Origin of the sequence: Streptomyces sp. NPDC006544, from assembly GCF_040611715.1 — a bacterium.
In the GTDB taxonomy this organism is placed as follows: domain Bacteria; phylum Actinomycetota; class Actinomycetes; order Streptomycetales; family Streptomycetaceae; genus Streptomyces.
This window is the reverse complement of record NZ_JBEXOV010000010.1, coordinates 1-25,722: the sequence shown is the minus strand read 5'-3', so window position 1 is coordinate 25,722 and position 25,722 is coordinate 1. Positions and strand designations below refer to the sequence as shown.

The following is a 25,722-nucleotide window of genomic DNA, read 5'->3' as shown; positions in this document are numbered from 1 at the left end:
CGGCGCGGCGGTTCGGCCGGGTCGTGCGGGCGGGCTGTACGCGCGGGGTGTGGCGGCCCGCGCGCGGGAGGAGGTGCGTGGCGTGCGGGTGGGACCGGTTACAGGGCCCGGTGGGCGGCGATCACGTCCGCGTAGTGCCTGCCGCTGGTCTTGACCGTGCGCGCTTGCGTCGCGTAGTCCACGTGGACCAGCCCGAAGCGCTTGTCGTAGCCGTAGGCCCATTCGAAGTTGTCGAGCAGGGACCAGGCGTAGTAGCCGGCCAGGGGGGCGCCGCGGCGGGCCGCGCGGGCGCAGGCGGCCAGGTGGGCCGTCAGGTAGGCGGTGCGCTCCGGGTCGTGGACGCTGCCGTCGGGGGCGACGGTGTCGGGGTAGGAGGAGCCGTTCTCGGTGATGAGGATGCGCCGGGCCCCGTACTCCTCGGTGAGGCGCATGATCAGGGTCTCCAGGCCGTCGGCGTCCACCTCCCAGTCCATTCCGGTGCGCGGGACGCCGGGCCGGTCGATCATCCGGGCGTAGGGGGCGGCGCCGTGCGGGTCGGCGGTGACCACCTGCGGGAAGTAGTAGTTCAGGCCGGTCCAGTCGAGGGGGGCGGCGATGGTCTCGAGGTCGCCGGGGCGTTCGGGCAGGTCCACGCCGTAGACCTCGCGCATGTCCGCGGGGAAGCCGCGGCCGTGGACGGGGTCGAGCCACCAGCGGTTGACGTGGCCGTCCATCCGCCGGGCGGCGGCCCGGTCGGCGTCGCCGTGGGTGGCCGGTTCCACGGTGGAGAGGTTGTTGACGATGCCGATCTGCGCGCCGGGCGCCGCGGCGCGGACGGCCTGGACGGCCAGGCCGTGGCCCAGCAGCAGGTGGTAGGAGGCGCGGACGGCGGCGGTGAGGTCGCTGACGCCGGGGGCCATCTTGCCTTCGAGGTGGCCGATCCAAGCCGAACAGAGCGGCTCGTTGAGGGTGGCCCACTGGGTGACGCGGTCGCCGAGGCGCTCCGCGACGAGGCCGGCGTACGAGGCGAAGTGCTCGGCGGTGGCCCGCTCGGGCCAGCCGCCCCGGTCCTGGAGCGCCTGGGGGAGGTCCCAGTGGTAGAGGGTGACGGACGGTTCGATGCCCGCGGCGAGCAGTCCGTCGATCAGCCGGTCGTAGAAGTCGAGGCCCTTGTCGTTGACGGGGCCGTCGCCGCCGGGCAGCACGCGCGGCCAGGCGACGGAGAGCCGGTAGGCGTTGGTGCCGAGCTGCCGCATCAGGTCGATGTCGCCCTGCCACCGGTGGTAGTGGTCGCAGGCGGTGTCGCCGTCGTGGCCGCCGTCGATGGCGCCGGGGACGCGGGTGAAGGTGTCCCAGATGGACGGGGCGCGGCCGTCCTCGGCCACGGCGCCCTCGATCTGGTAGGCGGAGGTCGCGGTGCCCCAGACGAAGTCGCGGGGCAGGGCGCCGAGGTCGATCGGGGCGGGCGCGGCGGCGGTACGGGCGGTGCCGGTGCGTGCCGCGTCGAGGCGTTCTGCGGAAAGGGTCATTTGACGGCTCCTGCCGTGAGTCCGGCCACCAAGTACTTCTGCAGCAGCAGGAATCCGGCGACGACGGGGATGCTGACGACGAGCGAGGCGGCCATGATCTGGTTCCAGTAGACGTCGTTCTGCGTGGAGTAGCCCTGCAGTCCGATGGCCAGGGTGCGGGTGGCGTCGTTCGTCATGACGGAGGCGAAGAGGACCTCGCCCCAGGCGGTCATGAAGGCGTAGACGGAGACGGCGACGATGCCGGGTACGGCGGCCGGGATCACCACGCGCAGGAGCGCGCCGAGGGGGCCGCAGCCGTCCACGGTGGCGGCCTCGTCGAGGTCGCGGGGTACCGAGTCGAAGTACCCGATGAGCATCCAGATGGAGAAGGGGAGGGAGAAGGTGAGGTAGGTGAGGATCAGCCCGCCCCGGGATCCGTACAGGGCGATCCCGGTGGTGTTGCCGATGTTCACGAAGATCAGGAAGAGCGGGAGGAGGAAGAGGATCCCGGGGAACATCTGGGTGGAGAGCACCGTCACCGTGAACAGGCGCTTGCCGCGGAAGCGGTAGCGGCTGACCACGTACGCCGCGAAGACGGCGATCACGACGGAGCAGGCGGTGGCCGCGCCCGCCACGATGAGGGAGTTCACGAAGTACTTGGCGAGCGGGATCGTGTGCCAGATGTCGATGTAGGGGCGGATCGTCAGTCCGCTGGGGATCCAGCGGAACTGGCCGGCCACGTCCTTGAGGGGTTTGAGGGAGCTGGTGACCATCACGTAGACGGGCACCATGACGAAGACGGCGAGGACGGTGAGGAAGACCGCCCGGATCACCTTGAAGGACGCCGGCGGGTCCAGGGGTGACCGCGCGCGGCCGCGGGAGCGGCGGCGGACGGGGTCAGGCATCGGAGTTCCTCCGTCCCCGCGTCGTGAGGACGAGGTAGGCGGCGGTGACCAGGAGGAGGAACAGCAGCAGGAGGACGGACATGGCCGAGCCGGTGCCGAAGTTCCAGGTCGCGAAGCTGGATTGGTAGATGTGGATGGAGACGAGGTCGGCCGCCTCCGGTGCGGACTTGCCGAACAGCACGAAGGGCGTGCCGAAGTCGTTGAAGGTCCACAGGAACAGCACCAGGATCAGTACCTGGTTGACGGCGCCGACCGAGGGCAGGGTGATCCGGCGGATCTGCTGCCAGATGCCGGCCCCGTCCAGCGCGGCCGCCTCGTAGAGGTCCTTGGGGATGTTCTGGAGCGCCGCCATGACGATGAGGAAGGCGAACGGCCAGCCCTTCCACACGGAAATGATCAGCAGTGCCCAGAAACTGTTGTCGCCCAGCAGCCAGAAGGTGTGGGTGGCACCGCCGATGCCCAGCTGGTCGTGGAGGACGTGGTTCACCAGGCCGTTGTCCCGCTGGAACATGAACGCCCAGGTGATCACGGCCGCGTAGACCGGGAGCGCGTAGGGGATCAGGAACAGCGCCCGCAGGATGCCGCGGCCTCGGAAGGTCTCCTGCATGAACACGGCCGCGGCGGTGCCGAGGAACCAGCACAGCCCCACCGAGAGGAGGGTGAAACCGATGGTCGTGAAGAAGGAGTGGAGCAGGGCCTCGCCGACGGGTTTGTCGATGTCGACGGCGAGTTCGTAGTTGTCGAAGCCCGTCCAGGGGGCGCTGGACCAGTTCCGGATGAAGAACTGGGTCAGCTGCCGGAAGCTCATCGTGATGCCCATGACCATCGGGATCAGGTGGATGAGCAGTTCGAGCAGGAGGGCGGGCAGGAGCAGGAGGTACGGCAGGGCGGCGCGGCGCCTGCGGCCGGGGCGGCGCACGCGTGCGGTCGTGCGCCTGGCCCTCCCCGCCGGGGCGACCGGCTTTTCCGCTACGGGTGCGACGGGTGCGACGGGCATGAACCGGTGCTCACTTCTGCATCTGCTGCTGGGCCTTGGTCAGCCGCGCCTTGACCGATTCGGTGGTCACCGCGCGGCCGGCGGCGGCCTCGGCGAAGAGTTCCTTGACGGCGGTGCCGACGGCGGTCTCGAACTGCGACTCCTCGGGGACCTGCGGGAGCGGTGCGGCGCTGGTGGAGAGCGTGTCGCGCAGCACGGTGAGGTCGGCGTCGGCGAAGGCGGGGTCGGTCTGGGCGGCCTTGACCGGCGGGATGGACCCGTAGGTCTTGTTGAGGAGCTTCTGTTCGTCGTCGCCGGTCATGAACTTCACGAACTTCAGGGCGCCGTCGATGTTGTCGGTGTTCTTGAAGACGGCCATGTTGATGCCGGCGACCATGGAGTTGGTGTTCTTGCCGGTGCCCGGGGTGCCGCCGGCCGGGACCGGTACGGGGGCGACGCCCCAGTCGCCCTCCTTCATCCCGTGGGTCTTGAAGCTGCTGGCGGCGCTCTGCCAGAGGACCATGGCCGTCTTGCCGTTGGCGAAGTCCTGGAGCGACTGGTTCTTGTCGTACTCCGCGTTGCCGGGAGCGATGATCTTGTCCTTGGCCATCAGGTCGACGTACTGCTTGACCGCCTCGACGTTCTCCGGGGTGTCGAAGGCGGGCTTGCCGGAGGCGTCGAAGAAGTTCGCGCCGTGCTGCTGGGAGAAGACGAAGACCTGGTGGATGTTGTTGGAGAGGTTCGAACCTTCCGCGCCGAGCGCCCACTTGCCGTCCTTGGACAGCTTCTGGCCGATGGTGACCATCTCGTCCCAGGTGGCCGGGGGCTTCTCGATGCCCGCCTCCTGGAACATCTTCTTGTTGTAGTAGAGCGCGTACGACATCGAGTACAGCGGGACGGCGGCCGGGTCCTTGCCGACGGCGCCCGCCGAGCCGATGGCCGATGCGACGAAGCGGTCCTTGCCGCCGATGGCGTCGAAGTTCTTGGCGTCCCAGGGCAGCAGGGCCCCGGTGGCCTGGAGGGAGGAGGACCAGGTGTTGCCGATGTTGAGGACGTCGGGACCCTGTCCGGAGGCGGTGGCCGCGAGGATGCGGTTGAGCAGGTCGGACCAGGGGACGACTTCGAGCTTGACCTTGATGCCGGTCTGCTCTTCGAACTTCTTCAGCTCGGGGCCGAGGGTCGCCTGGTCCGCCGCGATGTCGGGTCCCTGGTTGGAGGCCCAGTAGGTGAGCTCCTTGGGGGCGGTGTTCGATCCGCCCCCGTTGTCCGCGGATCCGCCCCCGCAGGCGGTGGCGGCTGCGAGCATGGAGACGGTGACGGCGGTGACGGCGGCGGCTCGGGTTCTGCGCATGCGGCTCGGTCCCTTTCGGCAAGGTTCGGAAGAAAGGCCCCCGGGACGGCACGACTACCAGGCCCCAACCGGGTACTCGGCCGCTCCGTTTGATCCAGGCCTTAATTTAGGACGTGAGTTAAGCCTCGTGAAAGGGTCGCGTCAAGGGGTCGCGCAAGGGTATGTTGCGATCGATGTCAGGGCGGAAGGAGCCACATGACCACGGGGCGCAGTGGACGTACGGTGCGGGACCTGCGGAGGGGCAACCGCAGCGCCGTGCTGCAGCGGTTGTACTTCGGCGGGCCGATGAGCCGGCAGGAGCTGGGTCCCGAGACCGGGCTGAGCTCGGGATCCGTCAGCAACGTCGTCGGCGAACTCGTCGCGGACGGACTGCTGGAGGAGGCCGGCATCGTCGATTCGGACGGCGGCCGCCCGCGTACGCTGCTGCGCGTGGCGCCCGACAGCGCGCACATGATCGGCATCGACGTCGGCGAAACCCGGGTCAGGGTCGAGCTGTTCGACCTCACGCTCACCGAACTGGCGCGCGCCGAGATGCCGTTGCAGCCGCGCGGCTGCTACGACGTCGGCCCGATCGTCGACCACGTGCGGACCGGGATCGCCACCGTACTCGCGGAAGCCGGGGTCGGCACGGACCGGCTCCTCGGGGTGGGGATCGGCGTACCGGGCATCGTGGACCGCGACGCCCCGGGCGGCACCGTGGTGCACGGCCAGACCATCGGCTGGGACGCGGTCCCGCTGGAGGCGCTGCTGCGCGCGACGCGGGCCGTGCCCGACGAGGTGCCCTACATCATCGACAACGGCGCGCGCACGCTCGGCCAGGCGGAGATGTGGTTCGGCGCGGGACGCGGGGCCCGCGACGCGGTGGTCGTGCTCTTCGGATCCGGCGTCGGCGCGAGCCTGATCACCGACGGCTCCCCGGGCGGCGGCCCCACCGAGGGTGCCCCGCTGGAGTGGGGCCACCTGACGGTCCAGGTCCGGGGCCGGCGCTGCCGGTGCGGGGCGCTGGGGTGCCTGGAGGCGTACACGGGAGCGGAGTCGCTGCTCGCTCGCTGGGCGGAGCGGGGCGGGGACCCCGGCGCCGGCACGGAGGACGAGGAGGACGCCCTGACCGCGCTGCTCGCGGCGGCCCGCGGCGGCGACCGGATCGCCCTGGAGGTCCTCGAGGAGACCGCGGAGTACCTGGGCGCGGGCCTGTCGGACGTGATCAACCTGTTCCATCCCGAGCGGATCCTCATCGGCGGCTGGGCGGGCCTGATGCTCGGCCCGTACATCCTCCCGGCGGTACGGGAACACGCGACGCGGTACTCCCTGCGCCACCCCGCCGCGGGGGTCACCATCGACATGGGCCAGCTCGGACCCGACGCCGTCACGGTCGGCGCGGCCACCCTCCCTCTGGCGGCCTTCTTCACGACGGGCGGCCGCCGCACCCCACCGGAGCCCCCGTCGGAGGCCCCGGGCTGGCAGACGGCCATGGAGGTCCGCGGGGCGTCGGCCGCGGCGACGCGACAGGGCTAGGGCTGGAACGTCGACGGAGGGGACGCGGGACAGGGACGCGGTTCGGGCCGGGGGCGGTGCGGCGAGGTACGCCGGGGCGGTGCGGGAAGGTACGCCGTGGGCGGTGCGGGAAGGCGCGCCGGGGGCGGTGCGGGAAGGGCGTGAGGCCGGGCGTCGGGCCCTCGCCGGTGCCGGGCGCGTCGGCGGTCAGGCCGAGTCGCGGATGACGAGTGCCGGATCGAAGAGGACGCCGGCCGGTTCGGGAGCGGCCGCGCCCGTGACGCGGTCCAGGAGGAGGCGGACCATGTCGGACGCCATGTCCTCCACCGGCTGGCGGACCGTCGTCAGGCGGGGCCTGGCCGCCACCGCCGCGGCGGAGTCGTCGAAACCGACCACCGCCACGTCCTCGGGGATCCGGCGGCCGTGCTCGCGGAGCACCAGGCAGGCGCCCTGCGCCATCAGGTCGTTCGCGGCGAAGACCCCGTCCAGGTGCGGCCGTTCGGCCAGCAGCACGCGCATCGCGTGTTCGCCCCCGTCCAGCGTGAAGTCCGCCTCGGCCACCGGTGGAGCATCGCCCGGCACCGCTTCCAGGAAGCCCGCCACCCGCTCCCGGCTCGCCGGCACGTCCGCGGGTCCGCCGATCGCGACGAGTCGTCGGCGGCCCCCGGCGAGGAGGTGCCGCGCGGCCAGCGCACCGCCCTCGCGGTGGCGCAGGTCGACCCAGTCCAGCGGTACCGGCGGCACGGGCCGCGCGAAGAGCACCGCGGGCAGACCCGCGGCCGCGAGCAGGCCGGGCAGGGGGTCGTTGCCGTCGGTGGTGACGAGCAGCGCGCCGTCGGCGCCGCCCTGGGCGAGGTGCGCGAGCACCTGCGCACGGTCCGCCTCCCCGTCGGCGAACATCAGCACCGGGTGCACCCCGCGCGGCCGCAGCGCCCGTACGACCCCGCTCACCACCCGTCCGAAGAACGGATCCTGGAACACCCGGTCCGCGGCGGCTCCCGCGCCCGAGACCACCAGCGCGATCGCGCCCGAACGCCGGGTCACGAGCGAGCGGGCGGCCCGGTTCGGCACGTATCCGGTCGCCTCGACGGCTCGCTGGACCGTCTGCTTGAGGGCCGGGTCCACGTTGCGGACGCCGTTGACCACGCGGGACACCGTGGCCCGGGACACCCCGGCCGCGCGCGCCACGTCCTCCAGGGTCGGGGCCGCCCCCGTACCGGGCCCGGCCCCCGTGCTCGTTGCGTCCATGGCGGCACTGTAGCCGCCGGTATCAGACCTCGAGCACACCCCGCAGCGGAAGGTCGCCCGCGCTGTGACCGGCGAGGACGTCGAAGCGGCCCGGCTCCGTGACCCAGCCCCCGGAGTCCGTGGACCAGTGCTCCAGGGCGCGCGCGGGGATCCGTACGTACGCCGTCACCGGCTCCCCGGGATCCGCCTCCACCGCCGCCCATCCCGCGAGCCAGCGCACCGGACGCTCGACGGCCGAGTCCGGCCTGGACAGGTGGAGTTGCACGACCTGGCGGCCGCGCCGGGAGCCGGTGTTGCGGAGGGACACGGGGATCGCGTATCCCCCGCGGTCGCGTCCGGCGTCGCCCCTACCGCTCCGGGCGCCGACGCCGCCGGCAGGGCCGCTGCCACCCTGGCCGCCGCCCCGGCCGTCGTCGCCCGTCGACTCGGGTGGGCCGATGCGCTCGAACTCCCAGGTGGTGTAGCCGAGTCCGTGGCCGAACCAGTAGGCCGGCTCCGCGCCCGCGCGCAGCCAGGCCCGGTGGCCGATGTGCAGGCCTTCCTCGTAGGGGAGCCGGCCGTCGGTGGGTTGCGTGGTGCGTACGGGCGCCTGGGCGAGGGTGACGGGCCAGGTGGTGGGGAGGCGGCCGCCCGGTTCGGTGCGGCCGAGGAGGACATCGGCGAGGGCGTGCCCGGCTTCCTGGCCGGGGAACCACGTGAGCAGCACGGCTCCGGCGTCCTCGCGCCAGGGCAGCTCGACGGGACCCCCCGCGTTGACGACGACGACGGTACGGGGGTTCGCGCGGAGGACCGCCGCCACCCACTCGTCTTGTGGCGCCGGCAGGCGCAGACAGTCGCGGTCGAAGCCCTCGGACTCGCCGCCTTCGGTGGTGCCGACGACCACCACGGCGGCGTCGGCGTCCCGGGCGGCCGACACGGCCGCGGCGCGGGCCTCGGCCGGGTCGGGGACGGGCGGGGCGGCGCTGAGGACGGTGGCCCGGCCGGTGCCGGGGGCGAGCTCACGGCGGGCGAGGACGTGGACGGGACGTCCGGCGGTGAGCGGGATCCGGGCGGTGTGCTGGGGCGGGCGGACATGGATGACGGCCGGATCGTCGGTCTCGGCCGGGAACTCACCCTCGAGCAGGGCCGTTTCGTCCACCACGAGGCGAAGTGCACCGAATCCGCCGATCCCGAGGGTCCAGGGACCGGTCACGTCCGGGTGGAGTACGGCGGCGAGCTCGATGGTGTGGGCGCCGGACGGCAGGGCGGGTTCCAGGACCCGGCCCGAGGGCTGGTGCGCCGAGGCCAGCACGGCGCCGGCGGCGTCGAGCACGCGCAGCCGCACGCCCGGGGTTCCGCTCTCGGGGTCGCGCGCGTGCCGCGCACCCAGGGGCGCCGGGCTGCCTCCGCCCTCCGGCGCGGGACCGGGTTCGTACACCACCCGGACCCGGGGCGACAGGGCCTCCCGCAGCCCGTCGAGCGGGCTGACCACCCGGTGCGCGAACACCTCGGAGCTGCCGCCGCCCTGCACGCGGGGGGCGTCGGCGTGCACTCCGATCACGGCGACGCTCGTCAGCCCGCCGGAATCCAGCGGCAACACGTCCCGGTTCTCCAGCAGCACGAAGCCGGCGGCAGCCGCGTCCCGCAACTCCCGGCGCAGGTCGACGGGCCCGGTGGAGATCCCGTCGGTCTCGGAACCCCGACGGGCGGCCCCGGAACCGAAGCCCCTCATGGCGGCGGCACCGCTGCCCCTGCCCCTGCCACTGCCCCTGCGGCCGGGGTTTGCGCCGGAGCTACCGCCCGCACCCGCGGCGGAGCGAGCCCCGGAACCACCGCCAGCAGTCAGGGCGGAGCGAGCACCGGCGTCCATGTCGGAACGGATACCCCTTCCAGGGCCGGAGCCCGCTCCGAAGCCTGAGTCCGGGCCGGTTCCGGGCTCCGTTCCGAAGCCGGGGTCCGTTCCGAGGCCGGTGCCGTCCATGCCGGTGCCGTCGATGCCAGATCCGGGGCCCCGACCTGGGCGCGCTCCGTCCCGGTGGCCGGAGCCGCCAGGGCCGGTACCGCCCCCGACGCCCGGGCCGGGGCCGAGCGGCGCATCCGGCCCGAGGTCCGGGCCCGAGCGCGCGTCACCCCCCGAACCGGAGCCACCGGCAAGGCCGGTACCACCGTCGGCGCCGGCCCCCGCGCCGGGCCGAGTGATCGAGTCGGTTGCGCGGTCGCGGCTGCCGTCCGTGCCGCCGCTTCTCCCGACGCCAGCTCCGGAACCGGCCTCGGCACTACGACCGGCTGTGGGACCGGCACCGGCACCAGCACCGGCACCAGCACCGGCACCGGCACCAGCGCCGCCGCCGGTGTCCGCAGGCGCCTCCGGGGCGGCCCCGGGCCCGGCGAGGGCGCCGACCCGGGCGGCCAGGCGCAGCAGCCTGCGCACCTTGGGCTCCACCGCCCCCGCGGGGACCCGGCCGTTCGCCATCGCCGTCAGCAGCGCCTCGCCCCACGGGCCGCCGGGGCCCGGCATCGCGAGGTCCTGGGCGGCGACGGCCGAGGCTACGGTGGAGCGCACGCCGCCCCAGTCGGAGACGACCACCCCGTCGAACCCCCACTCCCCCTTCAGCGGTTCGGCGAGCAGGGAACTCTCACTCATCGTGGTGCCGTTGACCTTGTTGTACGCCGACATCACGAGCCACACCCCCGCACGGACGGCAGCCTCGAAGGGCGCGAGGTACAGCTCCCGCAGCACCCGCTCACCGAGCCGGACGTCGAGGGTCAGCCGCTCGGTCTCCGAGTCGTTGGCGACGTAGTGCTTCGCGGTCGCGGCCACCCCCCGGGACTGGATGCCCCGGATGAGGGCCGCCCCCGTACGCCCCGCGAGGAGCGGGTCCTCGGCGAAGCACTCGAAGTGGCGCCCGGCGAGCGGACTGCGGTGCAGGTTGAGGTTGGGGGCGAGGAGGACGTGGACCCCCTTGCGGCGGGCCTCGTCCCCGAGGAGCTCGCCGAGCCGGCGGACCCGTTCCTCGTCCCAGAGCGCGCCGAGGGCGGTGGGCGAGGGCAGCAGGGCCGAGGTGGAGCGTTCGTCCCAGCCGGGCCCGCGCACCCCGGCCGGACCGTCGGAGAAGACCATCTCCCCCAGCCCGATGTCCGGTTCGGGCCGGGTCCGCCAGGTGTCGCCCCCGGTCAGCAGCCGCACCCGCCGTACGGGATCCAGCTTGTCCGCCAGTCGTGCCGCGTCACCGCCGTACAGGTCCACCTGTCCACCACACCTTCGCGCGAGCCGCCCGGAACCACCCGTCGGAGAGCGCTCTCCCAGACGTCGTGTGCCGATGATCCCGGCGCACCGGATCGACTGTCAACGGGTGGCGGGGCAGCCCGCGGGGACCGTGCGCGGCCGGGGATCCCGTCCGGGCTGCGTAAAGTACATCCGTTCATCGGCAAGATCGGCCGGCTCGGCCGGGTCAGGGGAGAGACGTGCGCAAGTTCTGGGGGATGGCGGCGGGCGCCGCGTTGATCGTGCTCGGCACGGGTCCGGGCGGGAGCGTCGCGGCGGCCGAGCCGAAGGCGGGAACGAACCTCCAGGTGCTGAGCTGGAACATGTGCGACGTCACCCGCTGGGGCGGCTGCACCGAACGCCAGGTCACCCAGAAGGTCGCACTGCTGAAGCAGAAGGTCCAGCAGAACTACGTCCAGGCCATGCTCCTGCAGGAGGTCTGCCAGAGCACCCTCAAGGAGCTCACGGCCTCGCTCGGCCCGGCGTGGAGCGTGAACTTCACCCCGTACCACTGGTCGCAGAAGGGCGCGCTGACGGTCAGCCCGTGCGAGACCAAACCGGGCACGAGCGAACCGAAGGACCCCAACGACGACGTGGGCACGGCCATCGTGGTGGCGGCCGGTCTGTCGGATCCGGTCCAGTACCCCATGGTGCGGCCGAGCACGGGTCTGGTCCCGCCGTTCCAGTGCGCGACCGCCACCTACTTCGAGGTCCGGCTGTGCAACGTGCACAACCCGCGGCGGGAGTCCGACGAGGACTTCCCCACGCTGGACTACCGCGACGACCACATGCTCGCCATCAGGGACGTCGTCGAGGACTACCCCAAGGTCGTGTTCGGCGGCGACTTCAACACCCTTCCGCCCGACTCGGGACCGGCGAACGCCAAGGTGTGGCCCTCCGAGCTGTACTCGACGGGCAAGAACGCGGCGGGTGAGGACGCGCCGGGTTACGACGAGTGCAACCAGACCAAGTTCCCGGGGCCCGTCAAACCGCGCACCGGGGTCGAGACGCACGACACGCACATCAAGCTCGACTACGTCTTCAGCAACCTGGCCGGCAGGTGGTGCATCGTGGAACCCGCGGCCGCGGAGGGGACGAAGAACCTCTCCGACCACCGGTTCCTGATCTACAGCGTGGAGGTCGTCCCCGCGAGCACGTAGGCCGGCGGCGCGTCATCGCGCCCGCCCTGCCCGACGTCACCCGACGACACCCGACGACACCGACGTCACCCGAGATCACCCGAGGTCACAGCCAGACCGTCGCCAGCCAGGCGGTCACCGCCGCGGCGATCAGGAGCGTGATGTTGAGACCGAGCTCGCGGTCCCCCCGGCTCAGGTGGACCCTCGTCGCGCCGATCTGCAGGACCACGAAGCCGATCGCCGCGGCCAGGGCCAACCCGGGCGCGATGCCCGTGAGCGGTGGGAGGACCAGCCCGACGGCGCCGAGCACCTCGGCCACTCCGATGGCCCGGACGGCGGGCAGGGGCGTGCTGTCCACCCAGGCCATCATCGGCCTGAGCCGCTCAGGGCTCCGGACCACTTTCACCCCGCCCCCGTAGAGGTAGAAGAGGGCGAGCAGGCCGGCGAGGATTCCGTACGCGACGTTCATGCCCCGATTCCACCGCCGGAGCACCGCGGCCGTCCAAGACCCGTTGCGCGCAGTCGATACCGTACGGGTATCGTCGCCGCATGGATCTACGGACGCTGCGCTACTTCGTGGCGGTCGCCGAGGAACTCCACTTCGGCCGGGCCGCCTCCCGGCTGCACATGAGCCAGCCGCCGCTGAGCAGGGCGATCAAACAGCTCGAGACCGAGCTCGGCGCCACCCTGTTCGACCGGTCGTCCACGGGTGTCGCACTCACCGCGGTGGGGTCGGTGCTGCTCGGCCGGGCCGACCGGGTACGCGTGCGCGTGGCGGCCGCGGCCGGCGCCGCGACCCTCACCGTCGGCCTCCTGGGCGACAGTTCCGACGCGCGCGTGACGCGGCTGGCCGACGCCTTCCGCAGCCGGCACCCGCGCGTCGAGGTGCGCATCCGCGAGACCGGTCTGACCGACCCGACCTGCGGGTTGCGCGCCGGACTGGTCGATGTCGCCCTGACGCGCGGCCCGTTCGACGGGACGGGCCTGACCGTGCACGCGCTGCGCGCCGACCCGGTGGGAGCGCTGCTGCGGACCGACGACCCGCTGGCCGGCCGCGACGGTTTGGAGCTCGCCGACCTGGCCGACCGCCGCTGGTTCCTCTTCCCCGAGGGCACGGACCGGGCCTGGCAGTCGTACTGGAACGGCGGGGAACCCCGCGAGGGCCCGGTGGTGCGCGCCGTCCAGGAATGCCGGCAAGCCGTCCTCTGGAACGGCACGGTCGGCATGACCCTCATGGACCACGAGCCCGGGGAGGGGCTCGCCGTCGTCGCGCTGACCGACATGCCGCCGAGCCGTGTGGTCGTGGCCTGGAGGCAGCGCGACACCAACCCCCTCCTGCGCTCCTTCGTCCAGATCGCGACGGCCGCCCTTCACCCGTGAGCGGCTCACCGACCGCGCCGCCCACACCCCGGCGTCACGCCCGGCCGTGGTCTCGCGCGTCCGGCCCGGCCGGCCGGACGCCCGCTCGCGCGCTCACTCGTACTCCGTGCCGCCCTTGCGCGTCAGGTAGGCGGGGCTGACCGCCTTCGCGATGGCGCGGCCGCCGACGACCGGGCTGTAGCGTTCCACCACCGGGCGGATGACGACGCCCTCGCGCAGGTGCAGCGAGCGCCCGGACACGGTTTCGCGGCCGCTCGCCCAGTCCAGCACCGTGTCGAGGTCGTACGGGCCCTCGAACAGTCTTGGCACCAAGGGGAGTTCGCCGTCCGTGAGGACTTCGGCCGGATCCAGCCAGCGTACGTGTCCGTCGATCTCGGCGGAGACGTCGAAGACGGCGTACCCGGGTGCCTCGTCGGCCGTCCGCACGTCGACTCCGTACGCCAGGTCCTGGACGCCCTTGCCGTAGACCTCGCCGAAGAGGCCGACCCTGGTCGCGCCGAGCCGCGCGGCGAGCCGGGCGGCGGCCTCGGGCACGCCGTGGCCGCGTACGGCCCGCCAGTAGACGTTGCGCTCGTCCTCCTTGAGCGCCAGCCCCTTGGACCCGAACCCCTTGGAGGAGACCAGCACCCGGCCGTCCCGCGCGAGGTACGTCAACAGGCAGGCGGTGCCGTGCAGTTTCTCGGTCAGGACGACCGGCTCACCGGGCTCCAGGATGCCCGGGTACCGCTGGAGGTTCTCGATGTCCACCCATGGCAGCAGCTCGGCGGCGGCCTCGACGTCGCCGTTCATGGTCGTCGGCACGGGCGGGGCCCATTTGGTGATGCCGAGCAACTCCGCGAAGTCCACGCCCTCTTCGGCCGCCCGGGCGAGATCCAGGCCGGCCAGCGCACTCGGCCGGCAGACGAGGCCCTGGGACAGCTCTCCGCGCAGCCGGACGGCCTTGACCCGGTTCGCCTCTCCGCCCGCGAGGCGGCCGGTCAGCCCGAGCTCCTCGATCAAGGCGGCGGGGAGCACGGCCTGTTCGGGTATGTAGAGCGCGTGATCCCCCGTGCGGTAGGCGCCCTTGGCGACTACGGCTCGGTAGAGCCCCACCTGCGCCAGCTCCAACGCGTCGGCGTTCGGGTGCGGGTGGACGGTGAGCTCTTCGGCGGTGACCCGCAAGGTCGACATGGTGCGCTCCTCGGAGTGTGGGACACGGGGGTGTCGGTGAGTGTCGGTCGGTGAGGTCGGTCGGTGAGTGGCGGTGGGGGCGGAACACCGCCGACGGTGACGGCTCCCGGTTGCGGCAGCAGCCACTCTGCGGCCTGCCATTTCCGCTGGTCCATCACATTTCCCGGTGCTAGTGCCGCGTCAGGCAACGTTTGCCCGTTGAGGAGCGGCGTCCGGTGCGTGCTCTCGGCGTGCCGGCCGGAAGCCTTCGTACGGGACGTACTCAGGCTTTCGGCCGGTGCGGCGGGAGTGCGTGCCGGGCGTCGCGACGGGGCGAACGTTGCCTGACGCGGCACTGGCCTGCGGCCCCCCGTCGGGCAGGGTGCGCAGGCGGGGCGGAGGTACTGCGTTGCACAGGAGGCTCATATGTCACGTCGCCCGGTCACCGTCGTCACCGGAGGAAGCCGCGGGATCGGCGCCGCCACGTGCGTGCGGCTCGCCGCCGACGGACACGACGTGGTCCTCGGCTACCTCCACGACGACACGGCCGCCGAGGCCACCGCCGAGCGCGCCTGGCCGCTTCCGGCGGCGGAGCAATCGTCAACGTCTCCTCCGCGGCCGCCACTCTCGCGAGCCCCGGCCGCTACGTCCACTACGCGGCGACCAAGGCCGCGACCGACACCATGACCCTGGGGCTGGCCAAGGAGCTCGGCCCTGACGGGATCCGGGTGAACGCGGTGGCGCCCGGCATCATCGAGACCGGTATGCACGCCGCGATGGGAGACCCGGACCGCCCGGCGCTCGCTGCCGCCGAGATCCCGCTCGGGCGGGCCGGACAGCCCGAGGAGGTGGCCGCGGCCATCGCCTGGCTGCTGTCCCCGGACTCCGGCTACACGACCGGGACCGTCCTGCGGGTCTCGGGCGGGCGCTGAGCGGAGCCCGACGGCCCATCCGGCCCCGGCCGGTCCGTGGCCGCCCCGTCGGGCCCGGTCACCCCTCGGGCCGCCCCGTCGCCTCAGTAGCCGCTCCCGAAGGCGGCGCGGGTCGCCGGACCGTAGACGCCCGGCGGGTCGCCCTTGATGCCGCGGTTCTGCTGGAGCTGGGTGACACCGCGCCGGGTCTGCTCGTCGTAGACCCCGGTGACGGCGACGTACGTGAACCCCTGGCCGAAGAGCCGTTCCTGGAGGGCGCGCACCTCGGGCCCGCGGTCCCCCGGGCGCAGGGTTCCGGCGCCGTCCGAGGACGGCCGCGCGCCGCCGGACGGGGCGGACGTCGTGGCGTCCCGGCTCGCGTCCGCCGGCGTACCGGAAGGGGTCGGGGCCGTCGTGGCCCGCGCCGATGCCGCCCCGGTCGGCCGGGTCGGCTCTGCCGGGTCCGCGCCCGGCGTGGGCTCCTCCCCCGCTCCCGGGCTGCGCGCCGGGAGTACGGGTACGGACAGGCCGGGCGGAGCCACGGCGCGCGGCGGCTCCCCGTCCGGCTCGTGGAGCAGCCACGCCAGGACTCCCGCGGCGGTGAGCGCGAGCAGGGCGAGCGCCACGAACGGGAGCCGGCTGCCGCCCTCTGCGCGGCGGCCGGCACCGGACCGGGGCAGGGACGGTGACCCGGTCGGGGCGACGGAGGCGGGCGCGAACGGCGGTGCGGTCCGCGGCGGCTGGAGCGGTGACGGGCTCGGCGTCGAGGTCGCGGTCGCGGTCGGAGGCTCGGATCCGGTGGAAGGGATCGTGAGCTGGGCCGCCACGGAGACCGGGCCGGTCTGCGGCCAGGCGAGCGCCGTCGGCCCTTCCGGCTGGACGGAGGGGGCGACGTAGGGGCGTACGAGCAGCCGGTCGTCGGGCACGGTGCCGCTCTCATCGAGGTCAGGGGACATGGTTGTCTCCCGGCGGGTACGGGGGCCGGCGCGGCGGCCCCCACCCGGCCGGTCAGGCCCTGCGCCGCCGGGCGACCGGCACCGTACCGCTGCCCGCGGCCGGCACGAGCCCGCCACCGATCGCCGGCGGCACGGCCGGGCCGGCGCCGGACGGGGCGGCGGAGGCCGCGGGTCCCACGGGCGCCGCGGGGCGGCCTCCGGGGGCCGTCACGGCGAGGGAACCGCCGATGACGGCCGAGGCGGGCGACGGGCGGACGGATATGAACATGTGGGACGTCTCCGAAGTACGGGCCATGCGGTGGCGCTTGCCGCCCGGCGGTGCGGACCGTGACGCGGTCCGCGGTCCGCGGTCCGGGCGGTGGTGCTCGACGGGCGCACTCTTTCCCCCGGGGATGCCCCGGGTCAAGCCGGATGTCCGATGCATCCCATCCGTCCGGTGCGCACACGACGTCTCGGGCGAAACCGTCGCGGGGAACGCCGGTCCGCGACGCCGTTCCCGTCCCGCACCCTGTCCGGGCTTCCCCGTCCGGTCCACCCCCGTCCACGCGCACGCCCTCCCGGACCGGTGAAACCTCCTGTCCCGGCGGAAACGACCGGAGTGACCTTGCCGAACCGATTCCGCAGCGCCCGCGGGGCGTCCGCCGCCCGCGCCGGGCCCACCCCCGGCACCGCGCTCCCTCACCCGCACGCGTGACAGCGCGGTACGGCCGGGCAACCCGTGCGGCATGGTGGTCCGATGCAGTTGCGCCGGGTCCTGCCCCTCTCCCTCCTCGCCTTCCTCGCGAGCGCCGGCTGCGTGTCGTGCGTGTCGGTCGGCCCGCAGGTCTCCGACGTACCCCCGCGCGGGTACGTACCGCCTGTCGGCGCGCCCGACACCGGCGACACCGCCGATGCCCACGGACTGCCCCTCGGTGCGCTCCCCGCCGGGCCTCCGGCGCCGCCGCCGGCCGATGTCGAAACGCGACCGGGAACAGGAACGGGGGCGGGGCAGGACCAGTCCCGCCGCTCCGCCTCGCCGCCCCGGGCGGCGGCCGCCGAGCGCCACACGAGGCCCGCCGCTCAGCGCCGCGCGCACCCGCCCAAGGCCGCCTCCGCCCACTCCGGCCGACGGCCTGCTCCGCCGGCCCGCCTCGACGAGTTGTGCGCGGTGGCCGACGGTTCCGTACCGCCGTCCATCGTGGACCTCTGCCTGCGCCAATACGGCCGCTGAGCTGCCGGAACACCCGCATATTCTGGTCGGGCTTGACCCTCACACCGTGTCAGGGCATCCACTGGAAGGCGTCATGTTCACCATCGGAGACTTCGCCAAGCACGGCCGGGTGTCGGTCCGCATGCTGCGTCACTACGACGCACTCGGCCTGCTCCGCCCGGCCCGTGTCGACCCCGCCAGCGGCTACCGTTTCTACGAGGCCGGGCAGCTGGCCCGCCTCAACCGTGTCATCGCGCTCAAGGAGCTCGGCTTCAGCCTGGACCAGGTGGGGTCGATACTCGACGAGCTCGTGGGCCCGGAGGAGTTGCGCGGCATGCTGCGGCTGCGGCGGACGGAACTGGAGTCTGCCATGGCCGCCGCGGCGGCCCGGCTGACCCAGGTCGAGACGAGGCTCCGGATCATCGAGAGCGAGGGAACCATGTCTTCCATCGACATCGTCGTCAAGAGCCTTCCCCCCGTACGGCTCGCCGAGCTGAGCGGGATCGCGGGCAGTTACGAGCCGCAGGACATCACTCCGGTCATCGGACCGCTGTACGAAGCCCTGTGCCGCCGCATCGAGGCCGCCGGTGTGACGCCGGCCGCTCCGGGCATCTCGTACTACGAGGACGCCGGGGATCCGGCGCGCCCGGGCGCCGTCCTGGTCCACGCGGGACTGCCGGTGGCCGACTCGGTGCGGGCCGAGGACCTCGGGGGCGGCGTACGGATTGTCCTGCTGCCCGCCGTCGAACGGGCCGCGACGGTCGTGCACCGGGGTTCGATGGACTCCGTACTGCTGACCGCTCAGGCCCTGGCCCAGTGGATCGACGCGAACGGGGAGCGGTCCAGCGGGTACGCCCGCGAGCTGACCCTGGCCTGCCCGGAGGACCGCGACCAGTGGGTCACCGAGCTCCAGGAACCGCTCGGCGTCTGACCGTCCGGCCTGCGGCCCGCAGCGCACTCGGCACGGCGGCTCGGGCTGGCCGCCGAGGCCTGGCTGCGGGCTCAGCGGCCGGCCGGGCGGCGGCCGCAGACGTAGGCGCAGCCCCGTACCGTGCGGCGGACCGTGCCCCGGCGGGCCGTACGCAGCCGCCGCATCGTGTCGTGGCCGCGTCGGCGCCACTCGGCCGAGGGAAGCCCGGCGCGCTGGCCGCCGCCCGCGATGAGGGCGTTGACGGGGGCGTGCGGATCGGCGGCGAGCCCCTTGGCCAACAGGACGCCGACCACGAGCGGGACCAGGGCCACGGCCAGCGCCGCACCCGCGGTGGTCACGTGCTGCTGCACGCGCGGGCGGTTCGCGGGCCGCTGGGCGGCGGTGGCTGCGTCGGCGAGGACGGCGTCGGAGGGCATGACCCCATCTGATCAGCGGGAGCGCCGCGGGGAATCGGGGCGGATACTCAGGCCGTTGGTTGTGGCGTACTCAGACGTGGACCGGTGGACGAGGGGCCGGTGCACGGGTGCGCCGGCGGACCGGCGGACCGGCGCGCCGGACGAAGGAACCGTCGCGGTGGACGAGGGGACAGGTGCGGTGGACGAGGGGACAGGTGCGGTGGACGAGGGGACAGGTGCGGTGGCCACGCCCGGACAGGGGTTCGAACCGGCGAGCGGCGACGGGCCGCCGCCGCCCGAGGCCGGACGGGCGGCGCAGCTGCGTACCGCGTACGAGGGTCTGTTGCAGATCCGCCGCCTGGTCAACGGACCGGCCGGGACCGCGGTTCCGGCACCCTGGGAGCTGCGCCTGATGACGCGCGCGGTGGCCCTCGTACTGGAGGCGTCGGGTCTTCCCGCGTCGGCGCAGGACGCGGAGGGGTTGCGCACCCGGACCGGCTACCGGCTGGCCGCGTCCGGGGACGGGCGGGTGGAGGTGACCTGGCTGGGGCCGCCGGGCGGCGGCGCGGCGGCGGAGGAGCAGGAACGCCTGACGGCCTGCGCGGCGGCGCTGGAACCGCTCGGCTGGGTCTGTCTGCTGTACCGCGGCCCGCGCCGCCGGCGCTTCCTCGAGGTCGAAGCCCCGGCGGCCTCGTGACGGTCCCCGGAAAACCCGTTGCCCCCCGGCGGTGACGCCGGGGCACACTGGCCCGATGGGCATGCTCGACGCACAGGCGGACCGCGTCCGCGAGGGCGCGACGGTGGAGTTCCGCCCCACCGGCACGTCGATGGTCCCGCTCGTCCTCAGCCGCCAACGGGTCCGTGTCGCACCGGTCGTCCCCGCCCTGCTGGAGGCCGGGGACATCGTCCTGGCCCGGGTCTCGGGCACGGTCTACCTGCACCTGGTGACGGCGGTGGACCCCCCGCGCCGCCGGGTCCAGATCTCGAACAACCGTGGCCACGTCAACGGCTGGACGAGCCACGACCGGGTCTTCGGCATCTGCCTGGCGGTGGACGACGTCCCCCGCCCCGGCGCGTCCGCCAAGGTCCGCGAGGACCCGACGGGCGGCTAAGCCGGCCCTTCGGGATCTGCCGGGCCCGTCGGCTCAGCCGTACCGCAGTACCGATCGGCCAGCGCCGCCACCGTCGCCGTGAGGGCCCGGCGCAGCTCGGGCGGCCCGAGCACCTCGCATTCGGTGCCGAGGCGGAGCAGGTCGCCGACGGCCACGGACGCGAACTCGACGGCGAGTTCGGCCCGTACCCAGCCGTCCGCGTCGGGCGGCCCCGCGGTGGTCAGGGCGCGGGCGCCCGCCGCCCCGAACTGCATCGGCAGGAGGCGCAGGGCGCGCGGGGAGAGCCGCACGACGGCGGTATGCTGGTACCTGGCCGCGTCCATCCGGCCGGTGGACTCCTGCCAGTAGGCGGCGAGATCGAACCCTTCGGGCCGTTCGAAACCCTCGGAGAGGGCGTCGACTCCGAGGAACCGGCCGACGCGGTAGGTGCGCACCACGCCGGCGGCGGACCCGGCCGACGCGGAGGAGCCGCCGGACCCGGCGGACCCGCCGGACTGAACGGACCCCGCGGACCCCGCGGACCCGGCGGATTCCCCTGACGCGGCGGATCGAGCGGTCCGGGCCACGAGGTACCAGATGCCCCCCTTGAGGACGAGACCGAGCGGCCACAGCTCGCGCCGCACCGGGCCGCCCCAGCGGCGGTAGTCGGCCCGCAGGATCCGCTGGTCCCACACGGCCTGGGCGATCCGCGCGAGGTACGGGACGGGGTCGGCGTCGCGGAACCAGGCGGTGGCGTCGAGGTGGAAGCACTGCTGGAGCTGCCGGGCCCGGGCGGCGAGGCCGGTGGGCAGGGCGGCCTGGAGCTTCAGCTGGGCCGCGGCGAGGTCGGCTCCGAGGCCGAGGTCCTGAGCGGGGCCGGGGACCCCGGCGAGGAAGAGGGAACCGGCCTGGGCGTCGGTCAGTCCGGTGAGCCGCGTGCGGTAGCCGTCCATGAGCCGGAAGCCGCCGGCCGGTCCCCGGTCGGCGTGTACGGGTACCCCGCAGGCGCCGAGCGCCTCGACGTCGCGGTAGACGGTGCGGACGGAGACCTCCAGCTCGGCGGCGAGCTCCGGGGCGGTCATCCGCCCGCGGTTCTGGAGGAGCAGGAGGAGGGAGAGGACCCGGTCGGCGCGCATGGGAGCGATTGTCCGGCATACCTGACAGGAGGTGTCAGGTATGCCGGACAGGCTGTTGCCGTGTGGAAGCGGTCCGGACCTCGGGGCCGCCCGCACCTCGTACGGGCACCACGCCCACCACCCGCACGGTCCGCACGGTCCGCACCCCTTTTGGAGCTCCCATGCCCACGCCCGACCCCGCCCCCGCCGCCGGCCAGTTCACGTTCAAGAACTGGGAGGAGCACCCGGTCGGCCCGGTGGACGGCTTCCCCCGCCTGGCCCGCGCGACGGTCACGAACGCCTTCACCGGGACCGTCACCGCCCCCGAGACGACCTGCGACTACGCGATCGCCTACACGGGGGACAACGTCGGCACCTACGCCGGCATGGAGTTGGTCTCCGGCACCGTCGACGGCCGCAAGGGCACCTTCGTCCTGAAGGAGGAGGGCAGTTTCGACGTCACCGGCACCCGCTGCGACTTCTCGGTCGTCCCCGGATCGGCGACGGCGGACCTGACCGGTCTCGCCGGCTCCGGCTCCTTCGTCTACCGCCACGGCGACACCTCGGTGGAATACACCTTCGCGTACGACCTCCCGTAGCGGCGCGGGCCGCGGCACACGAAGGGGGCGCGGACCGCACCGCGGCCCGCGCCCCTCCCGTTCACCCCCCCCCGCCGTCGCCTACGGCGCGCCGAAGGTCAGCGTCAGCCGTGGCGTCCCCTCGTTGGCCTGGGCCTCCGAGGACCACAGCCACAGCGCGTCCGTGCCCGCGCTGCTCAGCGCCAGGCCGTACGCAGTGCCCAGGGCCCCCGCCACGGCGGCCGTGTCCAGCCCGGTGGTGTGGACCGCCGAACCGTCCGGCACGCCCGCGAAACCGCCGAGCGCGGGGCCGCCGAGCGCCGGGCGGCCGTTGTACGTGGTCCCGGACTCGGTCCACGCGCCGGTGACGGGAACCACCGAGACCGAGTCCGTCGTACCGGCTCCGCTCATGGTGCTGGTCTTCACGCTGAGCGTGGCCGATTTGAGCACCGTGCCCGCCGGCGCCGCGGGCAAGTTGAAGCGCAGGTAGCTCGCGTAGAACGAGGTCCCGCGCACCGCGAGCGAGCTGGAGCCCCCGTAATTGGCGTCCGGGGCGCCCGCGTTGGCGTAGGTGTCCTCCGCGGCCGTGACCTGGACCACCGAGTCGGCCGGGGCGGTGGCCAGGGCGTAGTGGTTCTGCACCTGGGCCGCGCTCAGGACGGTCGGGTAGACGGCGGTCTCGTCGAGCCGTCCGGCCCAGAAGTCGCCGGCCGGGCGGTCCGGCCAGCCGTTGAGGTTGTCGCCGCCGACGTGCCAGTAACCGGCGTAGTTCTCGTGCGTGGTGACGTTGAGCGTGCCCTTCTGGACGCCGTCCACGTACAGGACCATGCCACCGGCCCCCTGGGTCCCGACGACGTGGTGCCACTGGTTGTCGTTGTAGGCGCCGGTCGTCGTGACCGTGCGGGTCGCGCCCGTGTAGACCCCGTAGACCAGCCGGCCGTCATTGGTCATGTAGAGGTGTTTGTCGTACTGGTTGCTCGTGCGCGACTGGTTGTTGCCGAACCCGAGCAGCTTGCCGCCCCGGGTGGTGTCCGTCTTGAACCAGGTCTCGATGCTGTACGCCGCGCCGACCGTCTGGCGGCCGTCCCCGTACACTTGGGTGTCCGTGCCGTTCAGGCCGATCGCCGTGCTCGCGCCGGAGACCGCGCCGGGCGTCTGCCGCAGGGCGGGGGCGTTCAGGTGCACGCCGCTCTGGTTTCCGCCGTCGGAGGAGTCCGCGACGAAGGGCAGGGCCGATTCGTCGTAGCGCCAGAACAGCTGGGCGCCGTCGGCGCGGACCGCGTTCGGGTAGGCGTCGACCGAGGTCGGCACCGTCACGCTCGCCGTCGCCGACAGCGCGCTGGCGTTGCCGGCCGCGTCGGTCGCCGTCACCCGGTAGGTGTACGTCTGGCCCGCCACGACGGTGGTGTCGGTCCACGAGGCCTGCGGGCGGCGGAAGAACAGCGAGTCGGCGTCGAGCGTCGCGATCGGCGCGGCGGCGCCGTTGCGGTAGACCTTGTAGGTGAGCTTGCTGTCGTCCAGGTCGAGGCTGGTGCGCCAGCGCACCTGTGCCTCGCCCGCCTTGAAGCTCACGGCGCTGGCCACCGGGACCGTGGGCGCGCCGGTGTCCCCGGTGGACGCGAAACGCGTGAGGCTCTGCTGGGCCGATCCGTTGACGGTGGTGAACTCTCCACCGACCCAGAGGTAGGAGACGCCGGCCTTGGACCCGACGGTCATCACGCGCGGGCCGATGCCCTCGCCGATGCCGTCGTTGGTGTCGGGCGCCCAGCCCAGCTTGTTGGTTCCGCTGGTCGGTTCGGCGAGCAGGTGGTGGCGCTGGCCGTCCGGGTACTCGCCGACGCTGGAGCAGGCGTGCGCGTGCGAGGCGCTGTAGAGCACGTTCTGGTACGGGAGCACGGCCTGGGTGGCGCCGAGGCAGGTGTCGCGCCAACGCTGTCCGAAGTCACTGAGGTTGACGGCGATGCGGCCGTCGAAGACACCGCCTCCCGTCCCCTCGTTGCCGGTGTAGAAGCCCGTCGCGTCGACGGCCACGTCCTTGACCACCGAGTTGCTCTCGATGAACCCCGGGTAGGCCTTGGTGAGGGCGCCGCTCGTCGCGTCCACGACGGCGAGGGCGTGGCTGGCGGTGCCGCCCACGGTGAAGAAGTCGCCGCCCAGGACCACGTGGGCGCCGTCCGGGGTGACCTCGACGGCGCGGCCCGGCTCGTCGGCGTTGGCGGTAAAGGGCTTCAGCGTGCCGTCGGCGGCGTCCACGGCGGCGAAGCGCTCCCGCTGCTGGCCCGCGACGGTGAGGAAGTCCCCGCCCGCGTAGACCGTGTCGCCGGTGACCGCGAGGGCCCGGACGGTGGCCGCGAAGGCCGGGCGGAAGCCGGTCTTCACGGTGCAGGTCGCCACGTCGATGGCGGCGAGGCTGGAGACCGGCGTGCCGTTGACGGCGCCGAAGTAGCCGCCCGCGTACAGGGTCTGCTTGTCCGGCGAGAGGGTGAGGGCGCGGACGGTGGCGGTGCCGGCGCCCACGGTGAAGGACAGTTTGCAGGAGGTCGGGGCGCCGGTCGCGGCGTCGAGCGTCGCGAAGTTCACCGCCGACTGTTCGCTCCCGGCGCCGCCCTCGGGCGGGCGCACGGCGGAGAAGGTGCCGCCGACGAAGACCTGGCCGCCCGCCTCGGCGAGGGCCCAGACGATGCCGTCGGGCTGCCACGTCGACAGCGCGTCGGCCGTGAAGGCCACCGGCGGGGTGATGGCCGCCGCCTCTTGGACGAGGCCGAGGCCCATGGCCGTGCCGGTGCCGGCCAGGGACAGGGCGAGAGCGGTCGCCAGCCCTCTGGATCTACGCATGAACCCCCCAGTTCGATGGTGCGGTACGTGTACGCGAGTGCGGTGTGGCCGAAAACAGGCGTACGACTGTCCGTGACGCGACCACGGGCGCACCTTAGGGGGAATCTTCGTTCCGTTCATCCCTCTTGACGCATCGGATGCCAAATCGCTCCGTTCCCGGCGGCGACACACGGGCGGCGGCACACGGCCGGCCTGCGGCATCCGCGGCGGCCGGCCGGCGTCCGCCCCGCGCGACCGGTCTGGCGATTGCCGCCCCGCTCGGGGCCGCGCCCCTCTACCGTTCCCCTGTGGGGACGACCGGAGGGCGGAGCGGGATGGATGACGAAGAAGATCTGCGGCTGGCGAGGATGACGCCGGAGATCTCCCGCCGCACCCTGGCCCTGCTGCGCGGCCTCACCGGGCTCGAACCTCCGGAGCAGGTGCCCGAGGAGGCGATGATCACCGCTGACGAGATCCTCGCCGAGTTCGGCACCGACGGGCTCCGTGTGCTCGTGATGACCCTGGCGTCCTGGGCGACGGCGCAGATCGAGAACGTCGCCGAGCTCAGCGGACGCAGTCACGAGGCCGTCCTCGACACGATGGAGCTGGCCTGCCTGGAGGCCGATGCGGAGGACTGAGGGGCGGCGGGGAGCCCCCGGGGATACGCAGGGCGCAGGGCTCGCGACTGCCGCCCGCGCCCCTCCGACCTCGGGTTATGGAGTCCCTCACCGGCCGGACGGGTTTGTTCCGCGGAAAATCGGTTCATCCTCCCCCCACCGAAACCCCGGATTCGGGCCGTCGTCGGCGACACTGGGATCGGGGGGTCCCGATCGGAGGCCGTCGTGAGCACACCTTCCCCCATCCGGATCGCTGCCGTCCTGTCCACCGAACATCGTGGACTCCTGATGTCCCATGCCCGCGAGGTCAACATCCGCGAGGGTGCGCGGATCTTCGACGAAGGCACCCGGGCGGACTCCTTCTGGATCGTGCGCTCCGGCACGGTGACCCTCCAGATCCCGGGTTCCGGCCGTCGGCCGACTCCCATCGAGAGCCTGGGCCCGGGTGAGCTGGTGGGCTGGTCGTGGCTGTTCCCGCCCTACGTCTGGCAGCTGAGCGCCGAGGCGATGACGCCGGTCCGCGCCTACGAGTTCGACGCCACGACCGTACGGGTGCTCATGGACGCCGACCCGGCCTTCGGGTCCGCCGTGGGCCACTGGGTGGGCCGGGTCCTCGCGATCCGGCTCCACCAGACCCGCACCAGGCTCCTGGACCTCTACGCCCCCCGCTTCGCCGCGAGCTGACGAAGACCCCGGCGCCGCCGCGGGGCCGGGCCCCCCCCCCCCCGGGGCCCCCCCCCCGGGCCCCCCCC

23 protein-coding genes and 1 pseudogene are annotated in these 25,722 nt (G+C 73.5%); 11 read left to right on the top strand and 13 right to left on the bottom strand.

Features of this window, described 5'->3' with window-relative positions; translation table 11 throughout:
* Nucleotides 1-98: 98 nt before the first annotated feature.
* Genes ABZY44_RS07385 through ABZY44_RS07370 form a run of 4 tightly spaced genes read right to left on the bottom strand, consistent with a single transcriptional unit; the run spans nt 99 to nt 4,719 of the window.
* Nucleotides 99-1,508, bottom strand: a complete 1,410-nt coding sequence (locus ABZY44_RS07385) for a GH1 family beta-glucosidase (RefSeq protein WP_356650869.1) — start codon at nt 1,506-1,508, stop codon at nt 99-101.
* Complete coding sequence (locus ABZY44_RS07380; protein ID WP_356650867.1) at nt 1,505-2,392, bottom strand: carbohydrate ABC transporter permease; 888 nt, start codon at nt 2,390-2,392, stop codon at nt 1,505-1,507. Before ABZY44_RS07380 ends, ABZY44_RS07385 begins: the two co-directional genes overlap by 4 nt.
* Nucleotides 2,385-3,389, bottom strand: a complete 1,005-nt coding sequence (locus tag ABZY44_RS07375; RefSeq protein WP_356650865.1) for a sugar ABC transporter permease — start codon at nt 3,387-3,389, stop codon at nt 2,385-2,387. Before ABZY44_RS07375 ends, ABZY44_RS07380 begins: the two co-directional genes overlap by 8 nt.
* 10 nt (nt 3,390-3,399) lie before the next feature.
* Nucleotides 3,400-4,719 carry a sugar ABC transporter substrate-binding protein gene (locus ABZY44_RS07370; protein WP_356650863.1) on the bottom strand — a complete coding sequence of 440 codons (1,320 nt, stop codon included), beginning with the start codon at nt 4,717-4,719 and terminating at the stop codon, nt 3,400-3,402.
* A gap of 195 nt (nt 4,720-4,914) precedes the next feature.
* On the opposite strand from ABZY44_RS07370, the gene ABZY44_RS07365 reads away from it, so the two are divergent.
* Nucleotides 4,915-6,234, top strand: coding sequence for an ROK family transcriptional regulator (locus ABZY44_RS07365; RefSeq protein WP_356650861.1), 1,320 nt, complete (start codon nt 4,915-4,917; stop codon nt 6,232-6,234).
* A gap of 186 nt (nt 6,235-6,420) precedes the next feature.
* Here ABZY44_RS07365 and ABZY44_RS07360 read toward each other — a convergent pair whose 3' ends face one another.
* Nucleotides 6,421-7,461 (bottom strand): LacI family DNA-binding transcriptional regulator, encoded by a 1,041-nt coding sequence (locus tag ABZY44_RS07360; RefSeq protein WP_356650859.1) that lies wholly within the window; start codon nt 7,459-7,461, stop codon nt 6,421-6,423.
* A gap of 22 nt (nt 7,462-7,483) precedes the next feature.
* A complete protein-coding gene (locus ABZY44_RS07355; protein ID WP_356651026.1) occupies nt 7,484-10,681 on the bottom strand; it encodes a glycoside hydrolase family 3 C-terminal domain-containing protein in 3,198 nt (1,065 codons plus the stop codon).
* A gap of 224 nt (nt 10,682-10,905) precedes the next feature.
* Here ABZY44_RS07355 and ABZY44_RS07350 point away from each other — a divergent pair, with 224 nt between their 5' ends.
* Nucleotides 10,906-11,865, top strand: a complete 960-nt coding sequence (locus ABZY44_RS07350; RefSeq protein ID WP_356650857.1) for an endonuclease/exonuclease/phosphatase family protein — start codon at nt 10,906-10,908, stop codon at nt 11,863-11,865.
* An 85-nt stretch (nt 11,866-11,950) separates the two neighbouring features.
* Here ABZY44_RS07350 and ABZY44_RS07345 read toward each other — a convergent pair whose 3' ends face one another.
* The gene (locus ABZY44_RS07345; protein WP_356650855.1) at nt 11,951-12,313 is read right to left on the bottom strand and encodes a DoxX family protein; all 363 of its coding nucleotides are present in this window, start codon (nt 12,311-12,313) and stop codon (nt 11,951-11,953) included.
* An 80-nt stretch (nt 12,314-12,393) separates the two neighbouring features.
* On the opposite strand from ABZY44_RS07345, the gene ABZY44_RS07340 reads away from it, so the two are divergent.
* Nucleotides 12,394-13,224 (top strand): LysR substrate-binding domain-containing protein, encoded by an 831-nt coding sequence (locus tag ABZY44_RS07340; protein WP_356650853.1) that lies wholly within the window; start codon nt 12,394-12,396, stop codon nt 13,222-13,224.
* Between the two features lie 93 nt (nt 13,225-13,317).
* On the opposite strand, the gene ABZY44_RS07335 is transcribed toward ABZY44_RS07340, so the two are convergent.
* A complete protein-coding gene (locus ABZY44_RS07335) occupies nt 13,318-14,394 on the bottom strand; it encodes an RNA ligase (ATP) (RefSeq protein WP_356650851.1) in 1,077 nt (358 codons plus the stop codon).
* A gap of 405 nt (nt 14,395-14,799) precedes the next feature.
* Here ABZY44_RS07335 and ABZY44_RS07330 point away from each other — a divergent pair.
* A pseudogene (locus tag ABZY44_RS07330) lies at nt 14,800-15,305 on the top strand (SDR family oxidoreductase).
* Nucleotides 15,306-15,388: 83 nt separating this feature from the next.
* On the opposite strand, the gene ABZY44_RS07325 reads toward ABZY44_RS07330, so the two are convergent.
* Nucleotides 15,389-16,240 (bottom strand): peptidoglycan-binding protein, encoded by an 852-nt coding sequence (locus ABZY44_RS07325; protein ID WP_356650849.1) that lies wholly within the window; start codon nt 16,238-16,240, stop codon nt 15,389-15,391.
* A gap of 52 nt (nt 16,241-16,292) precedes the next feature.
* Nucleotides 16,293-16,508 (bottom strand): hypothetical protein, encoded by a 216-nt coding sequence (locus ABZY44_RS07320; protein ID WP_356650847.1) that lies wholly within the window; start codon nt 16,506-16,508, stop codon nt 16,293-16,295.
* Between the two features lie 468 nt (nt 16,509-16,976).
* Between ABZY44_RS07320 and ABZY44_RS07315 the strand changes: the two genes are divergently transcribed.
* Together ABZY44_RS07315 and ABZY44_RS07310 are read left to right on the top strand one after the other, a co-directional pair.
* Nucleotides 16,977-17,450 carry a hypothetical protein gene (locus tag ABZY44_RS07315; RefSeq protein WP_356650845.1) on the top strand — a complete coding sequence of 158 codons (474 nt, stop codon included), beginning with the start codon at nt 16,977-16,979 and terminating at the stop codon, nt 17,448-17,450.
* A 73-nt stretch (nt 17,451-17,523) separates the two neighbouring features.
* On the top strand, nt 17,524-18,360 hold the full coding sequence (locus tag ABZY44_RS07310; protein ID WP_356651024.1) for a MerR family transcriptional regulator: 837 nt from the start codon (nt 17,524-17,526) through the stop codon (nt 18,358-18,360).
* A gap of 71 nt (nt 18,361-18,431) precedes the next feature.
* On the opposite strand, the gene ABZY44_RS07305 is transcribed toward ABZY44_RS07310, so the two are convergent.
* The gene (locus ABZY44_RS07305; protein WP_356650843.1) at nt 18,432-18,776 is read right to left on the bottom strand and encodes a hypothetical protein; all 345 of its coding nucleotides are present in this window, start codon (nt 18,774-18,776) and stop codon (nt 18,432-18,434) included.
* Nucleotides 18,777-18,996: 220 nt separating this feature from the next.
* Between ABZY44_RS07305 and ABZY44_RS07300 the strand changes: the two genes are divergently transcribed.
* Both ABZY44_RS07300 and ABZY44_RS07295 read left to right on the top strand, forming a co-directional pair.
* Nucleotides 18,997-19,452 carry a hypothetical protein gene (locus ABZY44_RS07300; RefSeq protein WP_356651022.1) on the top strand — a complete coding sequence of 152 codons (456 nt, stop codon included), beginning with the start codon at nt 18,997-18,999 and terminating at the stop codon, nt 19,450-19,452.
* A gap of 55 nt (nt 19,453-19,507) precedes the next feature.
* Entirely contained in the window at nt 19,508-19,867 is a 360-nt protein-coding gene (locus tag ABZY44_RS07295) for a S26 family signal peptidase (RefSeq protein ID WP_356650841.1), read from the top strand.
* On the opposite strand, the gene ABZY44_RS07290 is transcribed toward ABZY44_RS07295, so the two are convergent.
* Complete coding sequence (locus ABZY44_RS07290) at nt 19,864-20,982, bottom strand: WYL domain-containing protein (RefSeq protein WP_356650839.1); 1,119 nt, start codon at nt 20,980-20,982, stop codon at nt 19,864-19,866. The two genes, ABZY44_RS07295 and ABZY44_RS07290, sit on opposite strands and share 4 nt — an antisense overlap.
* 161 nt (nt 20,983-21,143) lie before the next feature.
* On the opposite strand from ABZY44_RS07290, the gene ABZY44_RS07285 reads away from it, so the two are divergent.
* Nucleotides 21,144-21,560: a DUF3224 domain-containing protein gene (locus ABZY44_RS07285; RefSeq protein WP_356650837.1), complete on the top strand. Its 417-nt coding sequence runs from the start codon at nt 21,144-21,146 to the stop codon at nt 21,558-21,560.
* A gap of 81 nt (nt 21,561-21,641) precedes the next feature.
* Here ABZY44_RS07285 and ABZY44_RS07280 read toward each other — a convergent pair whose 3' ends face one another.
* On the bottom strand, nt 21,642-24,374 hold the full coding sequence (locus ABZY44_RS07280) for a DNRLRE domain-containing protein (protein ID WP_356650835.1): 2,733 nt from the start codon (nt 24,372-24,374) through the stop codon (nt 21,642-21,644).
* A gap of 314 nt (nt 24,375-24,688) precedes the next feature.
* Between ABZY44_RS07280 and ABZY44_RS07275 the strand changes: the two genes are divergently transcribed.
* Nucleotides 24,689-24,991 (top strand): hypothetical protein, encoded by a 303-nt coding sequence (locus tag ABZY44_RS07275; RefSeq protein ID WP_356650833.1) that lies wholly within the window; start codon nt 24,689-24,691, stop codon nt 24,989-24,991.
* Between the two features lie 204 nt (nt 24,992-25,195).
* On the top strand, nt 25,196-25,654 hold the full coding sequence (locus ABZY44_RS07270) for a cyclic nucleotide-binding domain-containing protein (protein WP_356650831.1): 459 nt from the start codon (nt 25,196-25,198) through the stop codon (nt 25,652-25,654).
* The last annotated feature ends 68 nt before the right edge of the window (nt 25,655-25,722 follow it).

What these genes read in the sequence shown, in the direction of transcription:
- ABZY44_RS07340 (WP_356650853.1), top strand. Translation starts at nt 12,394, where the DNA reads ATGGATCTACGGACGCTGCGCTACTTCGTGGCGGTCGCCGAGGAACTC.
- ABZY44_RS07380 (WP_356650867.1), bottom strand. Translation starts at nt 2,392, where the DNA reads ATGCCTGACCCCGTCCGCCGCCGCTCCCGCGGCCGCGCGCGGTCACCC.
- ABZY44_RS07305 (WP_356650843.1), bottom strand. Translation starts at nt 18,776, where the DNA reads ATGCCCTCCGACGCCGTCCTCGCCGACGCAGCCACCGCCGCCCAGCGG.
- ABZY44_RS07295 (WP_356650841.1), top strand. Translation starts at nt 19,508, where the DNA reads ATGGGCATGCTCGACGCACAGGCGGACCGCGTCCGCGAGGGCGCGACG.
- ABZY44_RS07365 (WP_356650861.1), top strand. Translation starts at nt 4,915, where the DNA reads ATGACCACGGGGCGCAGTGGACGTACGGTGCGGGACCTGCGGAGGGGC.
- ABZY44_RS07275 (WP_356650833.1), top strand. Translation starts at nt 24,689, where the DNA reads ATGGATGACGAAGAAGATCTGCGGCTGGCGAGGATGACGCCGGAGATC.
- ABZY44_RS07320 (WP_356650847.1), bottom strand. Translation starts at nt 16,508, where the DNA reads ATGTTCATATCCGTCCGCCCGTCGCCCGCCTCGGCCGTCATCGGCGGT.
- ABZY44_RS07285 (WP_356650837.1), top strand. Translation starts at nt 21,144, where the DNA reads ATGCCCACGCCCGACCCCGCCCCCGCCGCCGGCCAGTTCACGTTCAAG.
- ABZY44_RS07345 (WP_356650855.1), bottom strand. Translation starts at nt 12,313, where the DNA reads ATGAACGTCGCGTACGGAATCCTCGCCGGCCTGCTCGCCCTCTTCTAC.
- ABZY44_RS07370 (WP_356650863.1), bottom strand. Translation starts at nt 4,719, where the DNA reads ATGCGCAGAACCCGAGCCGCCGCCGTCACCGCCGTCACCGTCTCCATG.
- ABZY44_RS07280 (WP_356650835.1), bottom strand. Translation starts at nt 24,374, where the DNA reads ATGCGTAGATCCAGAGGGCTGGCGACCGCTCTCGCCCTGTCCCTGGCC.
- ABZY44_RS07290 (WP_356650839.1), bottom strand. Translation starts at nt 20,982, where the DNA reads ATGCGCGCCGACCGGGTCCTCTCCCTCCTCCTGCTCCTCCAGAACCGC.
- ABZY44_RS07315 (WP_356650845.1), top strand. Translation starts at nt 16,977, where the DNA reads ATGCAGTTGCGCCGGGTCCTGCCCCTCTCCCTCCTCGCCTTCCTCGCG.
- ABZY44_RS07360 (WP_356650859.1), bottom strand. Translation starts at nt 7,461, where the DNA reads ATGGACGCAACGAGCACGGGGGCCGGGCCCGGTACGGGGGCGGCCCCG.
- ABZY44_RS07375 (WP_356650865.1), bottom strand. Translation starts at nt 3,389, where the DNA reads ATGCCCGTCGCACCCGTCGCACCCGTAGCGGAAAAGCCGGTCGCCCCG.
- ABZY44_RS07335 (WP_356650851.1), bottom strand. Translation starts at nt 14,394, where the DNA reads ATGTCGACCTTGCGGGTCACCGCCGAAGAGCTCACCGTCCACCCGCAC.
- ABZY44_RS07310 (WP_356651024.1), top strand. Translation starts at nt 17,524, where the DNA reads ATGTTCACCATCGGAGACTTCGCCAAGCACGGCCGGGTGTCGGTCCGC.
- ABZY44_RS07325 (WP_356650849.1), bottom strand. Translation starts at nt 16,240, where the DNA reads ATGTCCCCTGACCTCGATGAGAGCGGCACCGTGCCCGACGACCGGCTG.
- ABZY44_RS07385 (WP_356650869.1), bottom strand. Translation starts at nt 1,508, where the DNA reads ATGACCCTTTCCGCAGAACGCCTCGACGCGGCACGCACCGGCACCGCC.